General features: G+C 61.2%; 19 protein-coding genes and 1 tRNA gene. 13 read left to right on the top strand and 7 right to left on the bottom strand.

All coding sequences use genetic code 11. The features are described from left to right. Positions 1 to 6: 6 nt before the first annotated feature. Positions 7 to 831, bottom strand: a complete 825-nt coding sequence (locus GGQ66_RS01080; RefSeq protein WP_183788525.1) for a tetratricopeptide repeat protein — start codon at positions 829 to 831, stop codon at positions 7 to 9. Between the two features lie 135 nt (positions 832 to 966). On the opposite strand from GGQ66_RS01080, the gene GGQ66_RS01075 reads away from it, so the two are divergent. From GGQ66_RS01075 to GGQ66_RS01060, 4 genes are all read left to right on the top strand, one after another. Continuing rightward, positions 967 to 2,361, top strand: coding sequence for a leucyl aminopeptidase family protein (locus tag GGQ66_RS01075; RefSeq protein ID WP_183788523.1), 1,395 nt, complete (start codon positions 967 to 969; stop codon positions 2,359 to 2,361). Between the two features lie 70 nt (positions 2,362 to 2,431). Then, positions 2,432 to 2,782, top strand: a complete 351-nt coding sequence (locus tag GGQ66_RS01070) for a MarR family transcriptional regulator (RefSeq protein ID WP_183788521.1) — start codon at positions 2,432 to 2,434, stop codon at positions 2,780 to 2,782. Positions 2,783 to 2,812: 30 nt separating this feature from the next. Continuing rightward, positions 2,813 to 3,664: a C40 family peptidase gene (locus tag GGQ66_RS01065; RefSeq protein WP_183788885.1), complete on the top strand. Its 852-nt coding sequence runs from the start codon at positions 2,813 to 2,815 to the stop codon at positions 3,662 to 3,664. After that, on the top strand, positions 3,664 to 4,008 hold the full coding sequence (locus tag GGQ66_RS01060; protein ID WP_183788519.1) for a hypothetical protein: 345 nt from the start codon (positions 3,664 to 3,666) through the stop codon (positions 4,006 to 4,008). Before GGQ66_RS01065 ends, GGQ66_RS01060 begins: the two co-directional genes overlap by 1 nt. Positions 4,009 to 4,027: 19 nt before the next feature. Here the strand turns inward: GGQ66_RS01060 and GGQ66_RS01055 are convergent, their stop codons facing one another. Both GGQ66_RS01055 and GGQ66_RS01050 read right to left on the bottom strand, forming a co-directional pair. Then, the gene (locus tag GGQ66_RS01055; RefSeq protein ID WP_183788517.1) at positions 4,028 to 5,806 is read right to left on the bottom strand and encodes a putative bifunctional diguanylate cyclase/phosphodiesterase; all 1,779 of its coding nucleotides are present in this window, start codon (positions 5,804 to 5,806) and stop codon (positions 4,028 to 4,030) included. A 423-nt stretch (positions 5,807 to 6,229) separates the two neighbouring features. Then, positions 6,230 to 7,966, bottom strand: coding sequence for a methyl-accepting chemotaxis protein (locus GGQ66_RS01050; RefSeq protein WP_183788515.1), 1,737 nt, complete (start codon positions 7,964 to 7,966; stop codon positions 6,230 to 6,232). Between the two features lie 359 nt (positions 7,967 to 8,325). Here GGQ66_RS01050 and GGQ66_RS01045 point away from each other — a divergent pair, with 359 nt between their 5' ends. The 9 genes from GGQ66_RS01045 (at position 8,326) to GGQ66_RS01005 (ending at position 17,746) form a co-directional block, all read left to right on the top strand. Next, on the top strand, positions 8,326 to 8,643 hold the full coding sequence (locus tag GGQ66_RS01045; protein WP_183788513.1) for an STAS domain-containing protein: 318 nt from the start codon (positions 8,326 to 8,328) through the stop codon (positions 8,641 to 8,643). Position 8,644: 1 nt separating this feature from the next. Continuing rightward, positions 8,645 to 9,013: a response regulator gene (locus GGQ66_RS01040; RefSeq protein ID WP_183788512.1), complete on the top strand. Its 369-nt coding sequence runs from the start codon at positions 8,645 to 8,647 to the stop codon at positions 9,011 to 9,013. Beyond that, entirely contained in the window at positions 9,010 to 11,034 is a 2,025-nt protein-coding gene (locus tag GGQ66_RS01035) for a chemotaxis protein CheA (RefSeq protein WP_183788510.1), read from the top strand. Before GGQ66_RS01040 ends, GGQ66_RS01035 begins: the two co-directional genes overlap by 4 nt. Beyond that, positions 11,031 to 11,525: a chemotaxis protein CheW gene (locus GGQ66_RS01030; protein ID WP_183788508.1), complete on the top strand. Its 495-nt coding sequence runs from the start codon at positions 11,031 to 11,033 to the stop codon at positions 11,523 to 11,525. The genes GGQ66_RS01035 and GGQ66_RS01030 overlap by 4 nt, the downstream gene beginning before the upstream one ends. A gap of 39 nt (positions 11,526 to 11,564) precedes the next feature. After that, positions 11,565 to 13,253 (top strand): methyl-accepting chemotaxis protein, encoded by a 1,689-nt coding sequence (locus tag GGQ66_RS01025; protein WP_183788506.1) that lies wholly within the window; start codon positions 11,565 to 11,567, stop codon positions 13,251 to 13,253. Between the two features lie 215 nt (positions 13,254 to 13,468). Then, positions 13,469 to 15,271: a methyl-accepting chemotaxis protein gene (locus GGQ66_RS01020; protein ID WP_183788504.1), complete on the top strand. Its 1,803-nt coding sequence runs from the start codon at positions 13,469 to 13,471 to the stop codon at positions 15,269 to 15,271. Position 15,272: 1 nt separating this feature from the next. After that, positions 15,273 to 15,761, top strand: coding sequence for a chemotaxis protein CheW (locus GGQ66_RS01015; protein ID WP_183788502.1), 489 nt, complete (start codon positions 15,273 to 15,275; stop codon positions 15,759 to 15,761). An 11-nt stretch (positions 15,762 to 15,772) separates the two neighbouring features. Further along, positions 15,773 to 16,645: a CheR family methyltransferase gene (locus tag GGQ66_RS01010; protein ID WP_183788500.1), complete on the top strand. Its 873-nt coding sequence runs from the start codon at positions 15,773 to 15,775 to the stop codon at positions 16,643 to 16,645. 6 nt (positions 16,646 to 16,651) lie between these two features. Further along, positions 16,652 to 17,746 (top strand): protein-glutamate methylesterase/protein-glutamine glutaminase, encoded by a 1,095-nt coding sequence (locus tag GGQ66_RS01005; protein ID WP_183788498.1) that lies wholly within the window; start codon positions 16,652 to 16,654, stop codon positions 17,744 to 17,746. 175 nt (positions 17,747 to 17,921) lie between these two features. Here the strand turns inward: GGQ66_RS01005 and GGQ66_RS01000 are convergent. The 4 genes from GGQ66_RS01000 to GGQ66_RS00985 all read right to left on the bottom strand — a co-directional run bounded on the left by GGQ66_RS01000 (position 17,922) and on the right by GGQ66_RS00985 (position 23,132). Then, a tRNA-Leu gene (locus GGQ66_RS01000) sits at positions 17,922 to 18,008 on the bottom strand. A 186-nt stretch (positions 18,009 to 18,194) separates the two neighbouring features. Then, entirely contained in the window at positions 18,195 to 18,545 is a 351-nt protein-coding gene (locus GGQ66_RS00995) for an ArsC family reductase (protein WP_183788496.1), read from the bottom strand. Then, a complete protein-coding gene (locus tag GGQ66_RS00990; RefSeq protein WP_183788494.1) occupies positions 18,542 to 19,522 on the bottom strand; it encodes a GGDEF domain-containing protein in 981 nt (326 codons plus the stop codon). Before GGQ66_RS00990 ends, GGQ66_RS00995 begins: the two co-directional genes overlap by 4 nt. 139 nt (positions 19,523 to 19,661) lie before the next feature. Then, the gene (locus GGQ66_RS00985) at positions 19,662 to 23,132 is read right to left on the bottom strand and encodes an autotransporter domain-containing protein (protein ID WP_183788492.1); all 3,471 of its coding nucleotides are present in this window, start codon (positions 23,130 to 23,132) and stop codon (positions 19,662 to 19,664) included. Between the last annotated feature and the right edge of the window lie 37 nt (positions 23,133 to 23,169).

The raw sequence follows: 23,169 nt of genomic DNA, 5'->3' as shown, positions 1-23,169 counted from the left end.
GGTGGTTCAGCCGCCGGCCTTCTTGTCCTTCTGGGAAAGCTGCTGCCAGGCGTTCTGCTGGGACAGCATGCTGCGCAGATAGGCGACGTTGGCATCGGCCTGCTGCGGCGAAAGCTCCTGACGGGCGATCTTTTCAGCTTCGGCGAAGCGGCCCTGCAGGCCGACCACCAGCGAATAGTTTTGCCGCACGCGGCTGTCGGCGGTCGGCTGTGCCATGGCGGCCCGGAGATAGCTTTCCGCGGATTTCAGGTCGCCGGAGAGCAGGTAGGACATGCCGAGATTCGACAGGATGCTCGGTTCGTTTGGCTGGATCTGCAGCGCATCGTTGTAGCGACGGCGGGCGTCGTTCGCCCGACCAAGCTGGTCGAGCACAGCGCCTTCGGCGGAAACGAGCCGCCAGTCGGGCATATCCGGCGTCTGCGCCCGGCGGATGGTCGTCAGGGCTTCATCAAGCTGGCCGGCACCGGCCTGTGCCTTGCCGTAGGCGGCCAGAATTTCCCGATCGTTGGGGAAGGCGATGGCCATCTGCTGCATCACCGCCAATGACTGTGCATTGCGGCCCGTCATGCGCAGCACATTGGCGTAGTTAAGGCCGATGCGGCGATCCTTGGGGTTCTTTTCGTAGGCAATGCTGTATTTGCGCGCGGCATCCGCCAGTTCGGTAGCGGTCATGGAGTCGACCGGCTTGCCCGGCATGCTCAGCGAGGCACTGTCGGTGGTCGAACCCGTCGTCTGGCGGCTGGTGCCGCAGGCGGCAAGCGGAAGCGCAACAAGGGCGACTGCAACGCCGCGCAGCAGCCGGCTTTTCAGATCTGGCGTTGTCAGCAGCATGGCACGATCTCCGGGTTCCGGCGCCGGACCGGTCCGATTTGCCGGAAGGGTGTGGCGCAATCCTCAATTCAGCAATAATCTGTTAACCCTAATAGATCGTTAACGCGCTGATTCCGCCGTACTCCGAAGGTCCCCATGCAGTCCTATCAGTTCATCGAACGAACCTCGCCCTTCTGCCCGGAAGGGGTCAAGACGCTGCCCGTTTTCGCTGTCACCCCTGCCGATCTCGAAACCGGGTCGGGGATTGCGCCGGCGGCGCGCGACTGGGCTGGCAAGGCAGGCTTCAAGGCGGCCAGCGGCACACTGTTGCCTTTTCCCGGCACCGATGGAAAGCTGGGCGGAGTGCTGTTCGGTCTGGGTGCGAAGCCGCAGGACACCCCCTTCATCGCCGGCAAGCTGGTGCGCCTTCTGCCGGCGGGTGACTGGCATATCGAGACGACACCGCTGACGCCCACCCAGATGGCGCTCGGCTTCGGCCTTGGTGCCTATAGTTTCGACCGCTACAAATCCGATCCACCGGCTCTGCCGCGCCTGCGCATGCCCGCCGGCGTCGATGCTGACCAGCTTCACCGCGAACTCGCGGCGATCTATCTCGTGCGCGATCTCATCAACACGCCGGCCAACGATATGGGCCCGGCCAAGCTCGAGGCGACGTTCCGGGAACTTGCCAGCCAGTACAAGGCGGTGGTGAAGGTCTCGGTGGGCGATGCGCTGCTCGATCACAATTTCCCGCTGGTCCATGCCGTCGGCCGTGCCGGTGCGGAAGCGCCGCGCCTGATGGAATTGCGCTGGGGCAAGCCCGGCGCACCGAAGCTTACTCTGGTCGGCAAGGGCGTGTGTTTCGATACCGGCGGTCTGGACATCAAGCCGGCCTCCGGCATGGCGTTGATGAAGAAGGACATGGGCGGTGCGGCCAATGTTCTCGGTCTCGCGATGATGATCATGGATGCCGGGCTGAAGGTCGATCTGCGGGTGATCGTACCTGCCGTGGAAAACTCCATCGCCGGCAATGCTTTCCGACCCGGCGATATCTATCGCAGCCGCAAGGGCCTTTCGGTGCAGATTGACAATACCGATGCCGAGGGCCGGCTGATCCTTGCCGATGCGCTGGCTCTGGCCGATGAGGAAGCCCCCGACCTCCTGATCGACATGGCGACCCTGACGGGGGCCGCCCGCACGGCGCTCGGTCCGGATGTGCCGCCCTTCTTCACCGATGACGAGGACTTGGCCGCCGGCATTGCCGCGGCTTCCATCCGCTATGACGATCCTCTTTGGCGCCTGCCGCTTCACCGCGGCTATGAAAAGGACCTTTCCGCCAAGATCGCCGATCTGACCAATGCGCCCGCGGGGGGCATGGCCGGCGCGATCACCGCGGCCCTTTTCCTCAACCGGTTCGTCGCAGAGGCCAAAAGCTGGGTTCACTTCGACGTTTATGGCTGGGCACCGGCGGAGCGGGCGCATGGGCCGTCCGGTGGCGAGGCGCAGGCCATCCGTGCGCTCTATCACCATATCGTCAAACGGTTCGTCTGAACCGCTTGCCTGAAAGGCCGGATTGACGGACAATGAAACGGAAGCGAAACGATAACCCGGAGCGTGTCCGTTGCCCGTTGAACTCAGTCCGTCGCAGGCGCTTCTGCTCTGGCATGCGGCAACCCTTCAGCAGGTGCGGCAGGAACGCACCGACCTGACGCTTCGCCAGATGGCCATCCTGCTGCATATCTATCTCAAGCCGCCGCCGCACACCGTGCGGGGGCTGGCCGCGACGCTTGATGTTACCAAACCTGTGATTACCCGAGCACTGGACACGATGGGAGAAATGGGTTTGGTAGAGCGCGTGCGCGACGAGCGTGACCGGCGCAATGTCATCATCCGCCGCACCGTGACCGGCGCGCTTTATCTCGAACGCCTTGGCGATCTCATCATCGCCGAAGGCCGTCGGCTGGATGTGTAAAGCCATCCGCCGCAGCATGAACCAGAGGACATTCCTATGCTCGACCGCCGTCTCAACGCCTTTCGTCCCGATCTCGCGGATATCCGTTTGAAGGGTCAGGTCGAAGCGGAACGTTTTGTCGAAGGTGACGTGGCAACGGTCGTCGTGCCGGTGGCGGGCATTCGCCCGCGCCCGGATTTCCGCGCTTCCATCGATACGCAATTTTTGTTCGGCGAGCCGATAACGGTGTTCGACCGTCAGGACGAATGGGCCTTCGTGCAATCCGATATCGACGGTTATGTCGGCTATCTCCCGGAAGAGGATATTTCCGACGAGATCGATGAGCCGACCCACTGGGTCGTCGCGCCGCGCACCTTCGTCTATCCCGGTCCCGACCTGCGGTTTCCCCACGCGGGCGAACTGTCCATGGGCAGCCGCGTTTCGCTGGTCGGTGAGGAAGAGACCCGCGGCACGAAATATGCGCTGATGGATGGCGGCGGCGCCGTCATCGCCGCCCATTGCCTGCCGCTTGAACAGGTCGCCTCCGATGATTATGTGGCGATTGCCGCCCGTTTCCTTGAAACGCCCTATCTCTGGGGCGGCCGCTCGGGCTTCGGCATCGATTGTTCGGGTCTCGTGCAGCTTTCGATGATGATGGCCGGCCGGGAAGCTCCGCGTGATTCCGACATGCAGGCGGCGCGTCTCGGTACGCCGATTACCCGCGAGGAACTGCGCCGTGGCGATCTGGTGTTCTGGAAGGGCCATGTCGGCATCATGGAAGACGCGGAAACCCTGCTGCATGCCAATGGCCATACCATGACGGTGGCACGCGAGAATCTGGAGGCGGCAATCAAGCGCATTGGCTGGCTCTATGAGGCGCCGACCGGTTACAGGAGGCCCTGATGCATCGGTCTGCCGTTTTCCTTGTTCTGCTTCTCGCCGGTGTCGCGACAGCGGGCGCGGCGGAAAAGAAGCTGCCGAAGCTGAACCTCGATGCGCAGCCGACGCCCGCCTATCAGGATTTGCCTGGCGTGAAGACACCGGAGGAGATGGAGGCGGCGCGAGCGGATGGCTTCACCTGCACCACCACGCTCAGCACCCATCGGCAGGATGGTAGCGAAGGGTTCGATCGCAGCCTGCCCGAGCGCGTCTATCGTTGCGAAAAGAACGGTATAGTGCTGGAAAGCCGTGACCCGCCGGCCCGTGGCGTCTGGATGCCGGGCATCAATCCACCCGACGCCCGCTGACGGCAGGGATCAACCCGGCTCACTTGCCGGATAACGTTGCCAGCCTTGTGTCATCCTCCGGAGGTGCGCTTCGCTTCGCCTTGCCGACCGGCGGCAAGGCCGGCATGCTGATGAGAACATCACCGAGCAAGGCCGTCGGCGTGGCCTTGGCGAAATGCCAACCCTGAAGATGGTCGCAGCCAAGACGCAACAGAAGCTCCGCATGGTCGGCGGTCTCGACGCCTTCGGCAGTCACGCGCTTGCCCAGGCTGTGGGCAATGCCGATGATACCCCGCACGATGGCCAGATCTTCCTGGCTTTTCATGATGTTGGTGATGAAGCTGCGGTCGATCTTCAGGCGGTCGAACGGCAGTTGGCGCAAATGGGTCAGCGAAGCATAGCCTGTTCCGAAATCGTCGAGCGCAACCTCGACACCGGCTGAATGCAGCCGCGTCAGGCGAGCCCGCATCGATGCCGTGCCGCGCCCCAGAAACATGCCCTCCGTGACTTCCATGCAGATGTCCGAAGGCATGATATCCAGTGTTTCGCAGAGTTCGAAGAAGCGGTTGCTGAATGTGTCGGATCGCAAGTCGGCATTGGTCAGATTGAGCGCGACGCGGCCGATGGCCAATCCTTGCCTGCGCATGGCGGCAAAATCGGAAAGCACCCGCTGCATTACAAAAAGGCCGATCTCCGCCTGGATCGCCGGATCGTTCATGCCGGATGCAAAACGTTCGGGTGAAATCGTGCCGAGCCGCGGATGCTGCCAGCGGAGCAGCGCTTCCAGTGAAACCGGCTCCTGCGGGTCGGCGTTGACGATCGGCTGGTAATTCATGGCAAACTGGCCGTCATCCAGTCCCGCCTCGATCTCGTCGAGCAGTTCGGCACGGCGGTCGATGGAATCCTGAAACTCGCTGCGAAACACTTCGCAACGGTCGCGACCCATGTCCTTGGCATAGTAGAGAGCGATATCGGCGCGCTTGAACAGGCTTTCGCCATCGCGCGCGTGGTCGGGGCAGATGGCAACCCCAAGGCTCGTCGTGCTGTGCCTTTGCCAGTCACTGATCGAGAACGGTGCGCGCAACGCCTCCTGTACGTCGTGAATCAGATCGTTGGCCTGTGCAGCCTGCATGTCCGAAATGACGACGGCGAATTCGTCGCCGCCCAGACGGGCGATGAAGACGGCGTCGCTGCTGAACGCGCGCAACCGCTCGGCAACGATCTTCAGAAGCTGGTCTCCCGCATCGTGGCCAAACGTATCGTTGATCTCCTTGAACGCGTCGATGTCGAGCAGCGCCAGATGAAGCGGGCTCGCTTCGCCGGCCTCGGCGATCCGGCGTTCCATGTAATTCTGGAAGCAGCGGCGATTGGGAAGATCGGTCAGGGGGTCGATATTGACTGCACGCTCGAGTTGAGATCTGTTGAGCCTGAGGTCACGCTCGGCGATCTTGCGGGCGGTAATGTCGAAGCGCACGGAGGTGTAGCTGGTAAGCTTACCCTGCGGGTCGAAATGCGGCACGATGGTTGTGTCGACCCAGTAGATTTCACCATTCTTGCGCCTGTTGCAAATCTCGCCATGCCATACGGTGCCCTGGGCAATGGCGCGATACATCTCACGGAAGAAGCCGCTGTCGTGAAGGCCGGAACGCAGGATGCGATGGTTCGCACCAAGCAGTTCTTCCCGTGAATAACCGCTTATTTCGCAGAATTTCCGGTTCACGAAGGTAATTGTGCCCTTGAGATCTGTGCGGGCCACAATGGCCGCATTGTCCAGGGCGTCTCTGATCAGATCGGCAACTTCGGCCGGCTCATCCATCATCGGCGATCCTCAGTCTTCAAAAATCGGGAATACTCCGCAGCCAGGCCAACGCTTCCCGGCATTGACGCCGTGAAAGTCGTGGGATCAAAAGCGACCGGCACCGGTTATTCCCTTTCCTTGCATAAAATATATGTACGCTCAACGTGTATTACGTGTAGCTTAATTTTCCTCTGCTAATCGACCGGGATTGCAACATCAAACTCTCGCACAACTGCGATAATTTGATGCAGGTCCCAGCGAAACCATTCACGGGAAAGGTCAACCCCTCAAAAATGCAGGGTTTTAGCGGCGCGCATCTGCATAGAACGGAATGCAGCCGGCGCGAACCGGCTTTTCGGATTGTGATTAAGGCAGGGTAAAGTGGAGGAAGCAGAATGTTGCCGTCACCAAGGTTGGACGGCCTCAATTCCCGCCAGGGTTTCGTTAGAAAAGGGCATCCTCGAACAGGTCGTCGTCGCTCGCCGGTGCGGCAGGCGCCGGCGCGGCTGCGGACAGATTGCCGGGCAGGATCGTTTCGTGCACGGCCCGTTCCTGCATCATCGTATAGATCCGGAAGATGCGGGCACCCAGATCTTCCGCCTCCTGATCGAGCCCTGAAAGATCGAGCGGCGTATCGGTGATCTCGGCGAAGCCGGCGGATACGTTCTCGATGATTTCGCCGAGTTCGCTTTCGAAATCGAGCTTTGCGATGGCAGCGCTGACCTGACTGAAAACGGCCTGGCCTTCGTTGGCAAGTTCGCCGATAGCGCCTTCAGTATTGGCGCAGACGCCCCGGATCGTCACCAGCGCCCTGGCCAGCGGCTCTCCGACATCCTCGTCACCGCTGTTCTCGCCATGGAGTTCGCCGGCGGCACTGGTCAGGTCATGAAGTTGCCCGACAATGCTTTCCGCCGCAACCTCGAGTTTGCCGGCGAAGATCCGCAATTCGGACGTTACCACATTGATGGAGCGGCCGGCTTCGCCCAGTTTTGAGCAGCGCAGATTGGAATTGAGCGCCATATAGTGAATGTCGGTCTTGATGGCGCGGACCACCTCGATGCCCTGCATCAGGTCCTGAACCGTGCCGGATGTGGTTTGAGCCACGGCATTGGCGCGGCTGCTGACTTCGCGAACGCGGGCGACGACCTCACCGGCAGAGGATACGCTTTCCTCAAGCGTGTGCAGGAAAGTGTGGCCACCGCCCGTGTTCTCCGTGGCCATCGCGTCACGCATGGTGAGGATTTCGCGGGTATCGTCGACAAAGCTGGTGATCTTGGTGACGATCTCCCGGCACTGGTGGCGAAAGTCGGAAGCCGTTTCCGTCATTTGCGCGGCAGCGAGGTGAAGGACGGCCGTCTCCAGCCGCAACGCCCACTCGTCCTTGCGGATATCGGCATCGCGTTCAAGGAGATAGGCATCGAGAATTTCGAGGCTGGTTCGCACATGCTCGATGCGCTGACGGGTAATGTCGCCGATCTGCAACGCGGAAAGCACGGCGGCAATCTTCATCTGGACGCCGCGCGCGAGGTTGCCGACCTGTTTGGCCATGCTTGCCATCGACTTCTGGTGATCGCCGACATTCGCGGCATTGCGGCTCAGATCCTCAACGATTGCCGGCACCGTCTGGGCATATTCCAGCGCGGTTTCCGCCGAAAAATCCTTCGCTTCCGTCAGTTTCGCGTACATCGCTTCCAGTTGCGTGGCGAAACGCGAAACTTCCTGGGTTCCGGATTGAATACGTTCGAGAATTTCCTCGGCGAAGGCGGAAAAGCCCGGCAGGCCCGCCCCGGTGATCTTCACCGTGACGGCGAAAGTACGCAGGTAGCGCATGGTTTCCTGCATGTCGCAGACATGCTCGCGCATCGAAAAACAGACTTCGGCCAGGCGATCCAGCGACAGGCGCCGCGCTTCTTCCTTCACAGGCAGATGGGAGAGGTGCCCGACGGTTTCCAGAATGCTGGCAGTCGTGCCTTCGGTGGTCTTCTCGTCGAGCGCGCTGCTCAGAAGGTCGAGCGATCCGATCAATCGCTTGAGAACCTCCATGACGGACATCAGCACGGCGCCGCCATTGAGAAAGCGCGTTTCAAGCTGGCTATGGGCCTGATCCAGCGCCGAGAGCAGCTCAGGGTTGCGGCGACTGGGGTTTACGAGGCCATTATCCTGCTTGATCGATGTTTTCACGATTTCACCCTCTACTTGGCCTGAACTGAAAATCGACTACACTGATAAGGGAAAAAATTCGTAAACTCGTCATCATCAACAACTCAATACTATATATATTAATCGATGAGAAACTGTACCATTAGTGCCAGTTGCTTCGAAAAGCCACCAATTTTGGCCCATAGTCGTTCTAAGCCGCTGTATTTAAAATTTAATGAGTTTTTTGACGGATATCATTAATTTCTTGTCGATGAGATTTTGCGTCGCAATGGCGTCAAATCGGCTAAACTTGAGGTTTTGTATTAGTCCTTTGTTTACCAATACGCTCGACTATTTCGAGGTATACAATGTATTGTCATAATATAAATTAGGGAAATAAAATGCAGGCAGGTGTGAAAGCGCACTGTATTGGGCCGACAGCCAATATCAGGAACATCGCCGAAGTCTATAAAGAGCTTCGCGCTGCAATAGAAAACTCTGCTGCGGTTGAACTTGACCTCAGCACCTGCACCGACGCCGATCTCAGCCTTGTTCAGATGGTTGAAGCCGCGCGGCTTCAGGCCGCTTCTGCCGGCATGTCTCTCACGTTGTCGCTGCCCGTCAGCGACGCCGTTGCCGCCACGCTTCATCGCGGCGGGTTTGTGGAAGGAGCTGCGGAAGACGCGCTTCGTTTCTGGTTTAAAGAAGGAGTAGCTTGAGGTGAGCGCAAGAATTCTAACGGTTGACGACAGCGCCAGCATTCGGCTGACAACGAATGTTGCCCTATCGACCGCTGGCTATGCGGTGAGCGAAGCGGTCAACGGCGCGGACGGTCTTGCCAAGGCGCAGGCCGAGCGTTTCGACCTGATCGTGACGGACCTGAACATGCCGATCATGGACGGCCTGACGATGATCGAGGAACTTCGCAAGATTCCGAGCCAGACCGGCATCCCGATCATCTTTCTCACCACCGAGTCCGATGCAGCACTGAAGACGCGGGCCAAGAATGCCGGCGCCACCGGCTGGCTGACCAAGCCGTTCGACCCGGAAAACCTCGTCAAGATCGTTCGCAAGGTGCTCGGCAAATGAGTTTTCCCGATCCGATCACGGTATTCCGTCTTGAAGCCGGTGAACTGCTCGAGCAGATCGAAGCCGGCCTGCTCGATCTCGGTCGCAATCTCGACGACCGTGATCTGGTCGATGCCGTTTTTCGCGGCCTTCACACTCTCAAGGGCTCAGGCGCGATGTTCGGCTTCGACGCGCTGGCCGCCTTTACCCATCACTGCGAAACCGCCTTCGATCAGGTGCGCAAGGGCGAGGTTCCGGCGACACAGGAACTGGTGGCCGCGGTGCTTGAGGCCCGCGACCAGATGCGTCTTCTCGTGGAAACGCCGAACGGCGAACATGGCGCTGAAAGCGAGCGGCTTCTGGCTGTTCTGCACCAGGCCGTGAAGGCCGCCGGCGGCGGTGAGGCAGCCGCACCGGTCGACACACCGGTCAAGGCCGGCGAACAGAAGAAGCCAGCGGGCCGCAAGCGCTATACGCTGCTCTTCCGCCTTCCCGTCAACGCCATGGCCAACGGCACCAATCCGCTCGGCCTGCTCGATGAACTGCGCGAACTCGGCGACTGCAAGGTCATTGCCGACCGTGCTTCCATTCCCCCCCTCGAAAAGCTCGTGCCCACCAACCTTCATGTCGGCTGGCGTGTCGAACTGGTAACAGAACGCCCGCGTTCGGATATCGATGACGTCTTCATCTTCGTCATGGACGATATGGAGCTTTCGGTTTCCGAGGAGGATCTGGACACCGCCCCCGTTGTCGAGGTGAAGCCCCAGGTACAACCTGTGGCTCCGGCCATTGCCGCAGCGCCTGCAGCGGCCCCGGTTTCCAAAGCGGAGAAGGCGCCGGTTCAGGACGTCCGCGCCAATGCCCGCGGTCAGGAAAACGTGCGTGTTCCCGCCGAGCGTCTCGACGAGTTGATGGATCGCGTCGGTGAACTCGTGATCGCCCAGTCCCGCCTCTACCAGCTTGCCACGTCAAGCGTCGATATCGGGTTGCGCGCCGTATCGGAAGACATCGAGCGTCTCTCCGGTGAGCTGCGCGATACGATGATGGTTCTGCGCATGGTGCCGATCACCCAGCTTTTCGGCCGTTTCCGCCGCCTCATCCACGATCTCGCCCGCGAAACCGGCAAGCAGATCGAACTCGTCACGGAAGGCGAAAGCACAGAGGTCGACAAGGGTGTCATCGAACGGCTGGCCGATCCGCTGGTCCATCTCGTGCGCAATTCCTGCGATCACGGCCTGGAAACGGCGGAGGAACGTATCGCTGCCGGCAAGTCGCCCGTTGGCCGCATCACGCTCGCCGCCCGCCAGTCCGGTGGCGAAGTGACAATCACCATCGTCGATGATGGCCGCGGTATCGACCGGAGCCGGGTGCGCGCCAAGGCGGAATCCTCCGGTATCATCACGCCCAACACCCAGCTTTCCGACCAGGAGCTGCTGCAACTCATCTTCCAGCCGGGCTTTTCGACGGCGGCGCAGGTCACCAATCTTTCGGGGCGCGGCGTCGGCATGGATGTGGTGAAGAAGTCGGTCGAGGCGTTGCGCGGCACGATCAACGTCGTGAGCAATCCGGGCGCGGGTTCGGAAGTGTCGCTCGCCATTCCGCTCACGCTTGCCATCATCGATGGCCTGCTGGTGCGTGTCGGTTCCGGGCGCTACGTCATTCCGCTCGCGGCAGTCGAGGAATGCCTGGAACTGTCGATCGAAGAAGATCTGCGTTCCAGAGGCCGCTCTTTCATCTCGCTCAGGGACAGCCTCGTGCCGTTCATCCGCCTGCGCGATCTCTTCCTGACCGGCACCAAACCCGATCCCTTCCAGAAGGTCGTCGTCATCTCCACCGGCTCGGAGCGTGTCGGCCTCGTGGTGGACCAGATCATCGGCGATCACCAGACCGTCATCAAGTCCATGTCCAAGCTTCATCAGGACGTCGCCACCTTCTCGGGTGCAACCATTCTCGGCGACGGCAATGTCGCCCTCATTCTCGATGTCGCCCATCTCGTGGCGGCCGGGCAGCATCAGGAGGCGCATATGCGGGCGGCAGGATGAACAGCGCGGCTTTGAAGCACAATGAGGAATTCTGGGAAAACCGTGAGGAGATCGAGGTCCTGATCTTCGACATCGCCGGCGAGACCTTCGCACTTGGCGCCGTTATGGTCCAGGAAATTCTCGACATGGTGCCGGAAACGCCGGTGCCGGGCAGCCAGCCTTTCGTCGGCTCCGTCATCAACTTCCGCGGCAAGGTCATCCCGCTTGCCGATATCCGTCTTGCTTTCGGCATGGAACCGACCCGGATCACTATCGACAGCCGCATCATCGTCATCGCCATCGACATCGACGGCGAAGATACGCTGGTCGGCATCCGGACGGACAAGGTCAATGAAGTGACCACGCTTGCAAAGGCCAACAGCGAGCCGCCGCCCAGCGTCGGTATGCGCTGGCGCCCGGACTATATTGAGTGCCTCGTCAAGCGCGGAACCGATTTCATCATCGTTCCCAACCTGACAGCAATCTTCTCGACAAACCGCGAGCGCCGATAAACGCCGCGAACCGCCACATTATTTGAAGAAAGAACCCTAATGCGTATGACCATAAAATTCAGGCTTGGAGCCGCGTTTGCAACGGTCGTTCTGCTCCTTATCGGCGTTGCCGTTTATGCAATCATGAGCTTGTCGGGATTGAATGACACGCTTGCAAACGTCATCAACGGCCCGGCGAAGCAGTTGCAATATGCGATGCAGGTAAACGTCGAGCAGGCTGAACAGATTCGTGCGCAGCGCAATGCGTTGCTCCGGGCTACCGACCAGGAAACTGAAGCCGACTACCGGAATGCCGAACAGCGGACCAAGAATCTTCAGGCGGCTATTGCCGCAGGCCTGCCGAATGCCAGTGAAGTCGGTCGCCCAATGTGGATGGAGCTGCAGAAGTCGGCAGAAGCCCTTGGTGTTGTGACCAAGAAAATCGAAGAGATTCATGACACGCAGGGCCGCGATGCCGCGCTCGCCTATGCCACGGCAGAACTGGGCCCGATTTCGCTTCCCTTGCGCGATCTGGCTGTGAAGTTGCAAAATCAGGCCGTTGAAAACATGGATGCCGCTCAGGTTGAAGCATCGCACTTCTACGTTCAGACACGGACCTTGCTCATCGTGATCGCCGGCGTTGCCTTTGCCATTGCCGTTGTTGCAGCCATTTGGCTTTCACTGATCATCAGCCGCGGTCTCGGTCGTGCCGTAGAGGCCGTGCGCACGGTGGCTGAGGGTGACCTGACCAGCAACGCGCAGGTCACGAGCCGTGACGAAATCGGCGAACTGCTGACCTACGTCAACACCATGATCGAGCGTCTGCGTGGCATCATCGGCGATGCGGTTTCGGCTTCCGACAATGTGTCTTCCGCCTCGCAGCAGCTTTCCGCCGCCGCCGAACAGGTCAGTCAGGGCGCGACCGAACAGGCTGCCGCTGCCGAAGAAGCCTCCGCCTCGATGGAGGAAATGGCGGCCAACATCAAGCAGAACGCCGACAACGCCGCGCAGACCGAAAAGATCGCTCGTCAGTCCGCCAAGGATGCCGAAGCTTCCGGCGAGGCTGTGCGCAGTGCGGTGGACGCGATGCGCATCATTGCCGACAAGATCTCCATCGTTCAAGAAATCGCCCGTCAGACCGATCTGCTGGCTCTCAACGCCGCCGTGGAAGCCGCCCGCGCCGGTGAACATGGCAAGGGCTTTGCGGTGGTCGCCTCGGAAGTGCGCAAGCTGGCCGAACGTTCGCAGCTTGCCGCCGCGGAAATCGGCGCCATGTCCGGCAGCACGGTGAAGGCCGCGCAGGAAGCCGGCGAAATGCTCGCGCGCCTCGTGCCGGATATCCGCAAGACGGCGGAACTCGTGTCCGAGATCACCGCCGCCTGTCGCGAGCAGGATATCGGTGCCTCCCAGATCAACGAGGCGATCCAGCAGCTCGATCAGGTGACGCAGCAGAACGCCGGCGCATCGGAAGAGTCCTCCGCCACGGCGGAAGAGCTTGCCTCCCAGGCTGAGGAACTGCAGACCTCGATCGCTTACTTCAAGGTGGACAGCGGCGCCGCCTCTGCTCCGGCGCGGCATGCCCCGGCTCCGGTTGCCCATCGTCCGGCTCCGGCCAAAGGCAAGGCTCCGGTCCGTTCTGGCGCTGCCAATCCCGTCCGTGCCCAGCAGGAGCGCGTCAAGGGCTTTGCCCTCGATCTCTCCCAGGGTGGCCCGGACGCCTATGATGCCGACTTCAAGGAGAGCGCCTGAACGCGTCTCTCCGGAGGAACCGGTGTGACCATGATACGGGAGAACCGACCATAAACATATTGACCCGCGCATGAAGGCGCAGGTGTCACGAAGGCCGAATGCATCTGTGAGGGTGGGCGTGAATGCCTCACTCACCCACCTCAACAGTCGGCCGTCAACGTTACATCACGAACCGAGCGTGCTTTGGCGCTCCTTCAGGAAAGCGGGTTACGAAAATGCGATTTACGATCAAACTGAAACTGGCACTGGCCTTCGGCTTCTTGATCCTCATGCTGGTTGGCACGGCCGCCTACGGCATCGTCAGCCTCGGTGCTTCAAAGGATGCCATGGATGAAGTCGTCGATGGAACCGTTGTGCGCCTCGACAAGATGCATCAGTTGAACGCTTTGTCGCTGGCGACGGTTCGTTCCCAGAAGAACCTGATCCTGGCTTCTTCGCCGGAAGAGGTGCAGCGCCACAGGGCAGCCGGCGATGACACTCGCAAGCAGTTCGACACGCTCCTGAATGACATGGCCTCGACCGCCAGCGAAGCGACACGCGGATTCTGGAACGAGCTGAAGTCCGCCAGCAAGGCGTTTGAGGTGAGCGACGACAAGGTTCGTCAGCTTGTGACAGGAGGTAGCGTCACACAGGCTGCGGAATATTCTTCCGGTGAGGGGCGTGTTGCTGCGACCGCGCTGACGGACAAGCTGCTGGAAGGCGTGAAGATGAACCAGGATCGTCTGGAGGCCGCGCAGAGCGAAGCCGACAGCACCTACCTGCAGACGCGCACGCTTCTCATTACTCTGTCGGCCATTGCAGTTCTCGTCGCGACGGTAACCGCGACCTGGATTGCGCTCGGCATCAGCAGTGGTCTGCGCAAGATCATGACGGTTGCGGATGCGGTTTCTATCGGTGACCTCAACCAGAAAGTCGAAATCCGTACGAATGACGAAATCAAGGATCTCGTCGATCGTATCAATGTCATGACGTCCAACCTGCGTGACATGGCCACCATTGCCGAGCGTATTGCCGCTGGCGACCTGACGGCAACGCCGAAACCGCTTTCCGACAAGGATACGCTGGGCCTTGCGCTGGAAAGCATGGTCGAGCGCCTGCGCTCCATCGTCGCCGATGCGCTTTCGGCCTCCGACAATGTTTCGGCCGGCAGCCAGCAGCTCTCATCGGCTTCCGAGCAGGTAAGCCAGGGCGCAACCGAACAGGCTGCCGCTGCCGAGGAAGCGTCCGCCTCGATGGAGCAGATGGCCGCCAACATCAAGCAGAATGCCGATAACGCTGCCCAGACGGAAAAGATCGCGCGCCAGTCCGCCAAGGATGCCGAAGCATCCGGCGACGCCGTTGGCCGTGCTGTCAGCGCCATGCGGACCATTGCGGCGAAGATTTCCATCGTTCAGGAAATCGCCCGCCAGACCGACCTTCTGGCCCTCAATGCTGCGGTGGAAGCCGCCCGCGCCGGCGAACACGGCAAGGGCTTTGCCGTTGTCGCCTCGGAAGTGCGCAAGCTTGCCGAGCGTTCGCAGGCTGCGGCTGCCGAAATCAGCGGCCTTTCCGGCGAAACGGTTCAGGTTGCGACGGAAGCCGGCGATATGCTGAACCGTCTCGTGCCGGATATCCGCAAGACGGCGGAACTCGTCTCTGAAATCTCTGCCGCCTGCCGCGAGCAGGATATCGGCGCTTCGCAGATCAACGAGGCGATTCAGCAACTCGATCAGGTGACGCAGCAGAATGCGGGTGCGTCCGAGGAAATGTCCGCGACTTCCGAGGAACTGGCTGCCCAGTCCGAGGAACTTCAGACCTCTATCGCCTTCTTCAAGGTCGATACGGCGGCGCCGGCTCCGAAGAGCGTTGCCCAGTCGCAGCCGGCGCACCGCTTCGCCCCGGCCGCGAAAGCCAAGGCACCGATGCACCCTGCCGCCCATCCCGTCCGTGCCCAGCAGGAGCGTGCCAAGGGCTTTGCACTTGATCTCTCCCAGGGTGGGCCGGATGCCTACGACGCCGACTTCAAGGAGAGCGCCTGATATGTCGAACATCTCGTCAGAAGCCCAGTTCGTCACTTTCAGTCTCGGCGAGGAAGTCTTTGCCGTTCCGGTGGAAGTGGTCCGGGAAATCCTGGACCACGAGGAAGCCTTCAAGATCCCGAACGGCCCCGATTATCTGATGGGGCTGCGCGATGTGCGCGGCAGCGGCGTACCGGTCATTGATCTGCGTCTGCGGCTCGGCCTTTCCAAGACCGTACCGACCGAGCACACGCGTGTTCTCGTGCTCGACGTGCCGATCGTCGACCGGACGCTCAGCCTTGGCCTCGTTGCCGACCGGGTCTATGAGGTCACGCCCTTCCGGCGCGACCAGATCGAAACTGCGCCTGATATCGGTATTCGCTGGCGTTCGGATTATATTGCAGGCGTCGTGCGCCGCGATACCGGCTTTGTCGTCATCATCGACCTCGCCCGGCTTCTGTCGCATCAGGAGGCCACTGCCCTTGCATCCACGCCGCGTTCAGCCGCGTGAGAGGTATCGCCATGAGCAATACCGCTTTCGCCAAGGCGAATCCGCCGCCGGTTGTCTATACCAGCGACCACCTCAGCCGCCGGGACTTCGACCGTCTGGCCCGCTACATCTTCGATTACAGTGGCATCAAGATGCCGCCGACCAAGATGACCATGCTGGAAGGTCGCCTGCGTCGACGGGTCAAGGCCTGCGGGCTGTCCTCGTTCGATGAATACTGTGCCTTCCTGTTCGATCATGACGGCCTGGAGCACGAGTCGATTTATCTGATCGACGCGGTCACGACCAACAAGACCGACTTCTATCGGGAGCCGAACCACTTCCAGCATATGTTGGATCACGCCTTGCCCCACTATGCCAATGCTGGCGTCAACCGGTTGCGTATCTGGAGTTCTGCCTGCTCCACCGGTGCCGAACCCTACACCATCGCCATGGTGATGGAGACGTTCGCCAAGACAGGCAAGCGCATGGATTACCAGATCCTCGCGACGGATCTTTCCACCGAGGTTCTCGACATGGCGCGCACCGGCATCTATCCGAGCGACCAGCTTGTCCCGGTGCCGCCCGAACAACGGGCCCGTTTTGTGATGCAACCCCGCGACAAGACGCGAAATGAGGTGCGTATTCATCCAAAGCTGCGCAGCCGCGTTTCCTTCGCCCGGCTGAACCTGATGGATGCCCGTTATCCCGTCGGCGACAAGATGCACATAATCTTCTGCCGCAACGTACTGATCTATTTCGACAAGCCGACACAGGAGAAGGTGCTGTCCAGGCTTTGCGAATGCCTGCTGCCCGGCGGTTTCCTCTATATCGGCCATTCCGAATCCGCGGCCGGCATGAACTTGCCGATCACCCAGGTGGCAAACACCGTCTTTCGAAAGCTCTGAGGTTTCATGGAAAAAAAGATCCGCGTCCTTATTGTCGATGATTCCGCCAGTGTCCGTCAGGCGCTGACCCAGGTTCTCAAGGAGGACCCGGAAATCGAGATCATCGGTGTCGCGACCGATCCGTTCATGGCAGCCCGCAAGCTGCGCGACGAGGTGCCGGATGTCATCACGCTCGATGTGGAAATGCCGCAGATGGACGGCATCACCTTCCTGCGCAAGATCATGTCGCAGCATCCCATTCCCGTCGTCATGTGCTCGTCGCTGACCGAGGAAGGGTCGCAGACGCTGATGCAGGCGCTGGAGGCCGGTGCGGTGGATGTGATCCTGAAGCCGAAGATTGGCGCCGCCGATTATCTCGCCGAGTCCGGCGAGCGTATCCGCAATGCCGTCAAGGGCGCCGCCAAGGCGCGGCTTGGCAACCTGCGGCGCAACCGTGTTTCGGCGTCTGCTTCCGGGCCGCAGCAGAAGCTGACGGCGGATGCCGTACTGCCGCCACCCACTGCCGGTCGCGCCATGGCCAAGACGACGGAAATGGTGGTCTGCGTCGGCGCCTCCACCGGAGGGACCGAAGCGCTGCGCGAAATGCTGGAAGCCCTGCCGGCCAATGCGCCGGGCATGGTCATAGTCCAGCACATGCCGGAAAAGTTCACCGCCGCCTTTGCCAACCGGCTGAACGGCCTGTGCGAGGTCGAGGTGAAGGAAGCCGCAGACGGAGACCCCGTGCTGCGCGGGCATGTGCTGATTGCGCCCGGCGACCGTCACACCCTGCTGGAGCGACGCGGCGCCCGCTATCATGTCTCGGTGCGCACGGGGCCGCTGGTGTCTCGTCACCGGCCATCGGTCGACGTTCTCTTTCGCTCTGCTGCCCGCGCGGCCGGTGCGAACGCCATGGGCGTCATCATGACCGGCATGGGTGACGACGGTGCCCGCGGCATGGAGGAAATGAAGCAGGCCGGCGCATTCATGACCGTTGCGCAGGACGAGGCGACCTCCGTCGTCTTCGGCATGCCGAAGGAAGCGATCGCCCGTGGCGGCGTCGACAAGGTCGTTCCGCTGGAGCGCATTGCTCACGAGATCATGAGCGCCCAGTCGCGTTTCTGAGAGGGTCGGTCTGGCAGGCTTCCTCTGCCGGATCGGGGGCACGCAATGTGGCGTAACGATTATATCGCCAGCCGGTGAAAGCGCCCGGAGTAGACTGGACCCCCAAAAGCAAAAAAGCCCGGCGAACCGGGCTTTTTTGTTTGTTTAGAACCACTTGCGTGATCCTAAGGGAATTTGGTGCCCAGAAGAGGACTCGAACCTCCACACCCTTTCGAGTACCAGCACCTGAAGCTGGCGCGTCTACCAATTCCGCCATCTGGGCGACGAGGAGCGATGTAAAAGGCGGGGCCTTTTCTGTCAACGGGGTATTTGAAGTTTTCCGGTCGAGACCCCGAAAAAATGCTGAAAATTTGCGTTTCCGGCTATGGAATTAATTCTCAAGTTATTGATATAAAACATTTTTATTGATTTTTCGCGGGTCGTTGCGAAACTGTCAAAAAACATCGGATCACTGTGCGAAAGTCGCCTCGTAGATATCCGGACGGAAGCCGACGAGAATCACGCCGCCCTTTTCCAGCACCGGGCGCTTGATGAGCGATGGCTGCGCCAGCATGAGGCGGATCGCCTTTGCACGGTCGATGTCAGCTTTGTCTGCATCGGAGAGCTTGCGGAAGGTGGTGCCCGCGCGGTTGAGGAGGGTTTCCCACCCGGCCTTGTCGCTCCAGTCTTCCAGCGCGGCGGTGCTGATGCCCTCGACCTTGTAGTCGTGGAAGCGATGCGCAATCCCATGGCTTTCCAGCCAGGTGCGCGCCTTCTTCATCGTATCGCAGTTGCGGATGCCGTAGATGGTGACAGTCATGGATTCCGTTCCTCGGTATGCGCGAATGGTTTTGCCTCGTCATGTCCCACACCGAGAAAGAAGACTCGGTTCCGCCCGCTCTCCTTGGCGGCATAGAGTGCGAGGTCGGCCCGACGAATGAAGCCGTCCAGCGTTTCGCTTTCATGGGCATGGGTCACGCCGGCACTGATCGTGAGCCTCAACTCGATATCGCTTTCAAGGCCGAAGGCTGCATTTTCCACAGCGCGGCGAATGCGTTCGCTGACCGACGTCGCCTGATCGAGCGAGGCTGAGGGTAAAAGCACGATGAACTCCTCGCCACCCCAGCGGCCAAGCACATCATGGGCACGCAGCGACGTGCGAAGAAGGTCGGTGAATTCGCAGATCACCCGGTCGCCTGTGTGGTGGCCGTACTGGTCGTTGACGCCCTTGAAATGGTCGATATCGAACAGGATGAGCGCCGTGGGGTGGTTGCGTAGCCGCGAATTGTGGATTTCCGTCTCGGCGACATCACGGAAGGCGCGGCGGTTCAGTGCGCCGGACAGGGGATCTGTGTTGGCCAGACGCTGCAATTCACCCTGATGTTCCAACCGTTCCGTCAGGTCGCGAATAATGGCGACCATCAGCGGTTCTCCCTCATCGGCCACGTTGAGGATCGTCGCGCCAAGGGAGATTTCCTGCCCGGTGCGGGTCTGGCCGAGGATGAAACCCTTGCGATTGCCCATGTAGCGCGCGTGGGCCGTTTCGCCCCGAAAGCTTTCGACATTTCCGCGATGGGACTGATGGAACCGCTCGGGAATGAGCAGGTTCACCGGTTTGCCGATGATCTCCTCGTGCTTCCAGCCGAACAGCGTTTCGGCAGCAGGATTGCACAGGCGAATGACATGATGCCTGTCGATGCCGATCACGGCATCTGCCATGTCGGTCACGATACGGGCATAAACGTTGCCGTCAAGGTTGTGCAAATCATCGATTGCGCGGACCGCTGCGCCAGCCATTCCCACCCCTCTCCCCCTCGCCAGAAATCGCCGGCATGGAACGATGAATCGGTGTCAAAAGCAATGCCGGTTTCAGGCCAAAAAGAAGGCGGCGAACGTTTTTCAGGCAGTTTTGGTGCGCAGAGAGCGCCTAATCGTGCTACCATTTAAGGTTGAAGCCTAGTTTTCCGGTGAACTGTGTTGATTTCTGGTTCCACGCGCCGCCGAGATCGAGCGTCAGATCGGTTCTCGGCCCCAACGTATACCTCGCACCGACTGATGCGGTAACGGCACCGCCTTCGCGCGTCGCGCTCTGCAGATCGAAGTAACTGCCCGGTAGAGCAACAAAGGATGCACCCGTTCCGCCATCGCTTGCGAAGTGGTGCAGATAGGCGAGCCGCGTGTAGAGTGAAAGCACATGGTCATCGATGGCGGTCGCATAGGCTGTGTCGAGACCGACGCGAATCGTACCGGCCCATTGGTCGAGCCCGCGATAGGCAAGCGCTGGATTGCCGCTACCGGCAATGACCGTTTCCGCATATCCGGGCGCGCGACTATGGATGAGTGAAACGCCGGCAAAGGGCGTCAGCGCGAAGTCATCGAAATCAATACGCTGCCCGGCTTCCAGATCGACACCGGCCGTACGGCTGGTGAAGCTGCCTTCCACGCGGTCGCCGCCGCCCGGATTTCGTCGCGTGTCGGTGGTCACTAGGCCAGTACCAAGCGCTGCGGAAACATAGGCGCCATTGCCGAAGTGGCCGGCGACATGAAGCGCGGCCTGCACATAGCGTCCGGTGGCCGAGGCACTGGTGTCGTCGCTGTTGTAACGGCCCTGCCCGAAGGAAAGGGCAAGGCCTGCGCTCCAGACGGGATCGATCGCCAAGCGTGCGCCGCCTTCGATCCCCGCAAGGCTTGCCGTTGCCGCGCCGATGCCCGCGCTGCGATCCGCATTGAAGGTGAAGCCTTGGCCGGTCATGCGCGCCCAGAGATCAGCGCCCTTTTCGCCGTCGGCGAAGGCAGAACCCGCGTCACTCGCCGACCGCAGGAAATCCTCGAGCGTAAGCAGACCCAGGATGCGGGCGCTGGTACCGGTCTCGCCGGTCAGGGCCGTCATGGCGTTCTGGAAATCCGCGCCATCGCTCATCAGGGCCGTTGAAAGCGATCCCGAAAGGGTCGTGCCCGTGTTGAAGGCATTTCCGAGAGCCGTGTGAACCCCGTTTGCTGCCCGGCCTGAGAGTGAAGCGGAGGAACCGTCATACCGCAAATCAAGGCCGGCGGTCGTGGCGTCGTTGGCGCCGGCTGCGCTGAATCGGGATGACAGGCCGGTGAGCGAAACAGTAGCGAAATCACCCGCCAAAGAGCCAGCCTCAAGGATCGTGTAATGGTTGGCAAGGACGGCTGCCTTGTCGAAGGAAAGCGTGAGGTTCGCATCGCCTAGTGTTGCTATGCCATCGATGGTCACGCTATCCAGTCCGTCCCGCCTGATGCGCGCAGCAAGTGTTGCGCCTGAAGCAAGCGAGAGATCGCCCGCCACATGCAGGCCCTCGGCAAGGAGCGTACCACTGCCGGCAATGGTCGTGGTGCCGACCGTGCCATCGCCGCCCAGCGTCGCGCCGCCGGCAACGGAGACGGAGGAGTTCAGCGAACCGTCGACATCGAGACGGCCGTTCGCAACGGTCGTTGCGCCGCCATAGGTGCTTTGCCCGGAAAGGGTCAGCGTGCCGTCGCCGGTCTTGGTCAGCGTGCCCGTGCCGGAAATATCGCCGGAAAAGGCGATTTCACCCGACCTGTTGAAGACAAGCGCGCCATCGTTCAAAACATCGCCGGAACCGAGCGTGCCCGTTGTGCCGCCATTGCCGATGGCTAGGGTCGCGCCGGAATCGATGTGGGTTTCACCGTCATGGCTGTTATCGCCAGTCAGTATCGTCGTGCCGCGCAGCACCTTGACGGTGCCGGTGCCGGAAAGAACGGCCGATAATTCGTAATCCGTCTCGCCGTGGTTCAGAACGAGAGTGCCATTCCCTTCGCCAAAGTGGATCGAGGCCGTTTCAACCGTTCCCGCGCCGGCAGCCAGAGCGGTCTCTTCCGCGCCGATATTGAGTGTACCGGTCGAACCGGCTTCCCGCGCGATGGTGATCGACCGCGCGGCGACGGCCGCGCCGCCGGAAACGGTAAGCGTACCATTGCCGAAACGGCCAATATCGAAATCGCCGCTGACATCCAGCCGGCTGCCATCGCCATCGACATGAACCGCGCCGCTTCCGCTCTGCTCCGTGCCTGCGCGCACGAAACCGGCGCTGGCTTTCGCGCCGGCAACGACGTCGAGTGTCGCCTGTCCCAGACGGCCAATGTCGAAGGTCTGTGCAACGGACAGGCTGCTGCCGTTGCCATCGGCGCGGATTTCGCCTGTGCCGCTTGCCGTATCGCCTGCGACGAGGTTCTGGGCGGAAACATCCGCCCCCGTGAGGACGTTGAGACGGCCATCGCCGGTGTCGCCCACCGCAAGCGTTCCCGTGGTGTCCCACGTAGTGCCGCTGCCAGAAAGGGTTGCCGTTGCGGTCTCTCCGGCAAGCGTGCCGATGGTAGCTGATCCCGTGGAGAGAGCTGCCGCCGTATCGACGATCAGCGAACCGGTACCGATGTCGAGGTGGCGGGTCACGGCCAGATGCGTGCCGAGCCCGCTCAACTGGACCGTTGCGCTGGAACCTGCCGCCACGCCGATGACGGCATCGAGGCTTGCTGCGTCCGCGCCTTCCGAAACGGTCACTGCGCCCGTACCGCTTTCGCCGACGGTCAACGTACCGCCAACGGCAAGTCTGCTGCCGTCGCCGCGGATGATGGTGCTGCCATCGCTCCCTGCCTGTGCACCGAGTACGGTATTGCCGGCCACCGTGGCGGAACCGCCGGCCAGCACGTCCAGCCGGCCGGAGCCGGCATCGCCGAGGATCAGCGAGGTGCTGTCGAAGGTTGAGCCCTCGCGATCGACGGTCAAGCTGCCATCGGCGCCGGAAAGCGTCCCGAAGCGCGCGTTGCCGGCGGTAAGACGTGCGCCTGAGGAAACGGTGACGGAGCCTGTGCCCGCATAGCCCGCATCCAGCGCGGTGTCGATCGTCAGGCCGGAACCGTTGCCATTGACCAGCAGTGTGCCGCTGCCGCCTGTTGCGTTGCCGAGCCGCATCGTATCGAACGCGGCGGAAGCGCCCTGCATTACGTTCAGCGTGCCGGTGCCCCGGTCAGCGACGATGACGTCGCCCTCGCTCTTCCACGCGCCAATTGTGCCGGAAACGGTGACTGTGCCAGCAATGCCGACCTGTGCGCCGATGGTGGCGGTCTGGGTTGCAAGCGGATCGCGGACGAGGAGCGCGCCATCGGCATTGCGGCCCACGTAAAGCGTGCCGGTCTTCGCCTGGTCGTTGACAATCAGGGCTTCGAGCGCGCCGTCGATGGTTGCTGTATCTGTGGCACCGGGAACAGCCGTACCGATCCAGTTGTTCGGGTCGAACCACCAGTTGCCGGTGTCCGCATAGCGGAGATCGGCAGCGCTGGCCAAGGCCGGAAGCAGAAGGCTGAGGGCGGTCGTACAGGCGAGCAGGCGCCGCATGGCGCCGGGGTCGCGGGAAAGGCGAGGCATCATCATGATCCGGTTTGTCGACCCGCGCCGTTCATGG

This window comes from Allorhizobium borbori, from assembly GCF_014196535.1.
In the GTDB taxonomy this organism is placed as follows: domain Bacteria; phylum Pseudomonadota; class Alphaproteobacteria; order Rhizobiales; family Rhizobiaceae; genus Ectorhizobium; species Ectorhizobium borbori.
Note: the sequence above shows the minus strand (reverse complement) of the source record. Positions and strands in the feature narration are given on the sequence as shown.

Coding starts and splice junctions, on each gene's coding strand:
- GGQ66_RS00985 (WP_183788492.1), bottom strand. CDS start 23,132: ATGCCTCGCCTTTCCCGCGACCCCGGCGCCATGCGGCGCCTGCTCGCC.
- GGQ66_RS01010 (WP_183788500.1), top strand. CDS start 15,773: ATGAGCAATACCGCTTTCGCCAAGGCGAATCCGCCGCCGGTTGTCTAT.
- GGQ66_RS01030 (WP_183788508.1), top strand. CDS start 11,031: ATGAACAGCGCGGCTTTGAAGCACAATGAGGAATTCTGGGAAAACCGT.
- GGQ66_RS01025 (WP_183788506.1), top strand. CDS start 11,565: ATGCGTATGACCATAAAATTCAGGCTTGGAGCCGCGTTTGCAACGGTC.
- GGQ66_RS01020 (WP_183788504.1), top strand. CDS start 13,469: ATGCGATTTACGATCAAACTGAAACTGGCACTGGCCTTCGGCTTCTTG.
- GGQ66_RS01055 (WP_183788517.1), bottom strand. CDS start 5,806: ATGATGGATGAGCCGGCCGAAGTTGCCGATCTGATCAGAGACGCCCTG.
- GGQ66_RS00995 (WP_183788496.1), bottom strand. CDS start 18,545: ATGACTGTCACCATCTACGGCATCCGCAACTGCGATACGATGAAGAAG.
- GGQ66_RS01075 (WP_183788523.1), top strand. CDS start 967: ATGCAGTCCTATCAGTTCATCGAACGAACCTCGCCCTTCTGCCCGGAA.
- GGQ66_RS01060 (WP_183788519.1), top strand. CDS start 3,664: ATGCATCGGTCTGCCGTTTTCCTTGTTCTGCTTCTCGCCGGTGTCGCG.
- GGQ66_RS01080 (WP_183788525.1), bottom strand. CDS start 831: ATGCTGCTGACAACGCCAGATCTGAAAAGCCGGCTGCTGCGCGGCGTT.
- GGQ66_RS01035 (WP_183788510.1), top strand. CDS start 9,010: ATGAGTTTTCCCGATCCGATCACGGTATTCCGTCTTGAAGCCGGTGAA.
- GGQ66_RS01045 (WP_183788513.1), top strand. CDS start 8,326: ATGCAGGCAGGTGTGAAAGCGCACTGTATTGGGCCGACAGCCAATATC.
- GGQ66_RS01005 (WP_183788498.1), top strand. CDS start 16,652: ATGGAAAAAAAGATCCGCGTCCTTATTGTCGATGATTCCGCCAGTGTC.
- GGQ66_RS01015 (WP_183788502.1), top strand. CDS start 15,273: ATGTCGAACATCTCGTCAGAAGCCCAGTTCGTCACTTTCAGTCTCGGC.
- GGQ66_RS00990 (WP_183788494.1), bottom strand. CDS start 19,522: ATGGCTGGCGCAGCGGTCCGCGCAATCGATGATTTGCACAACCTTGAC.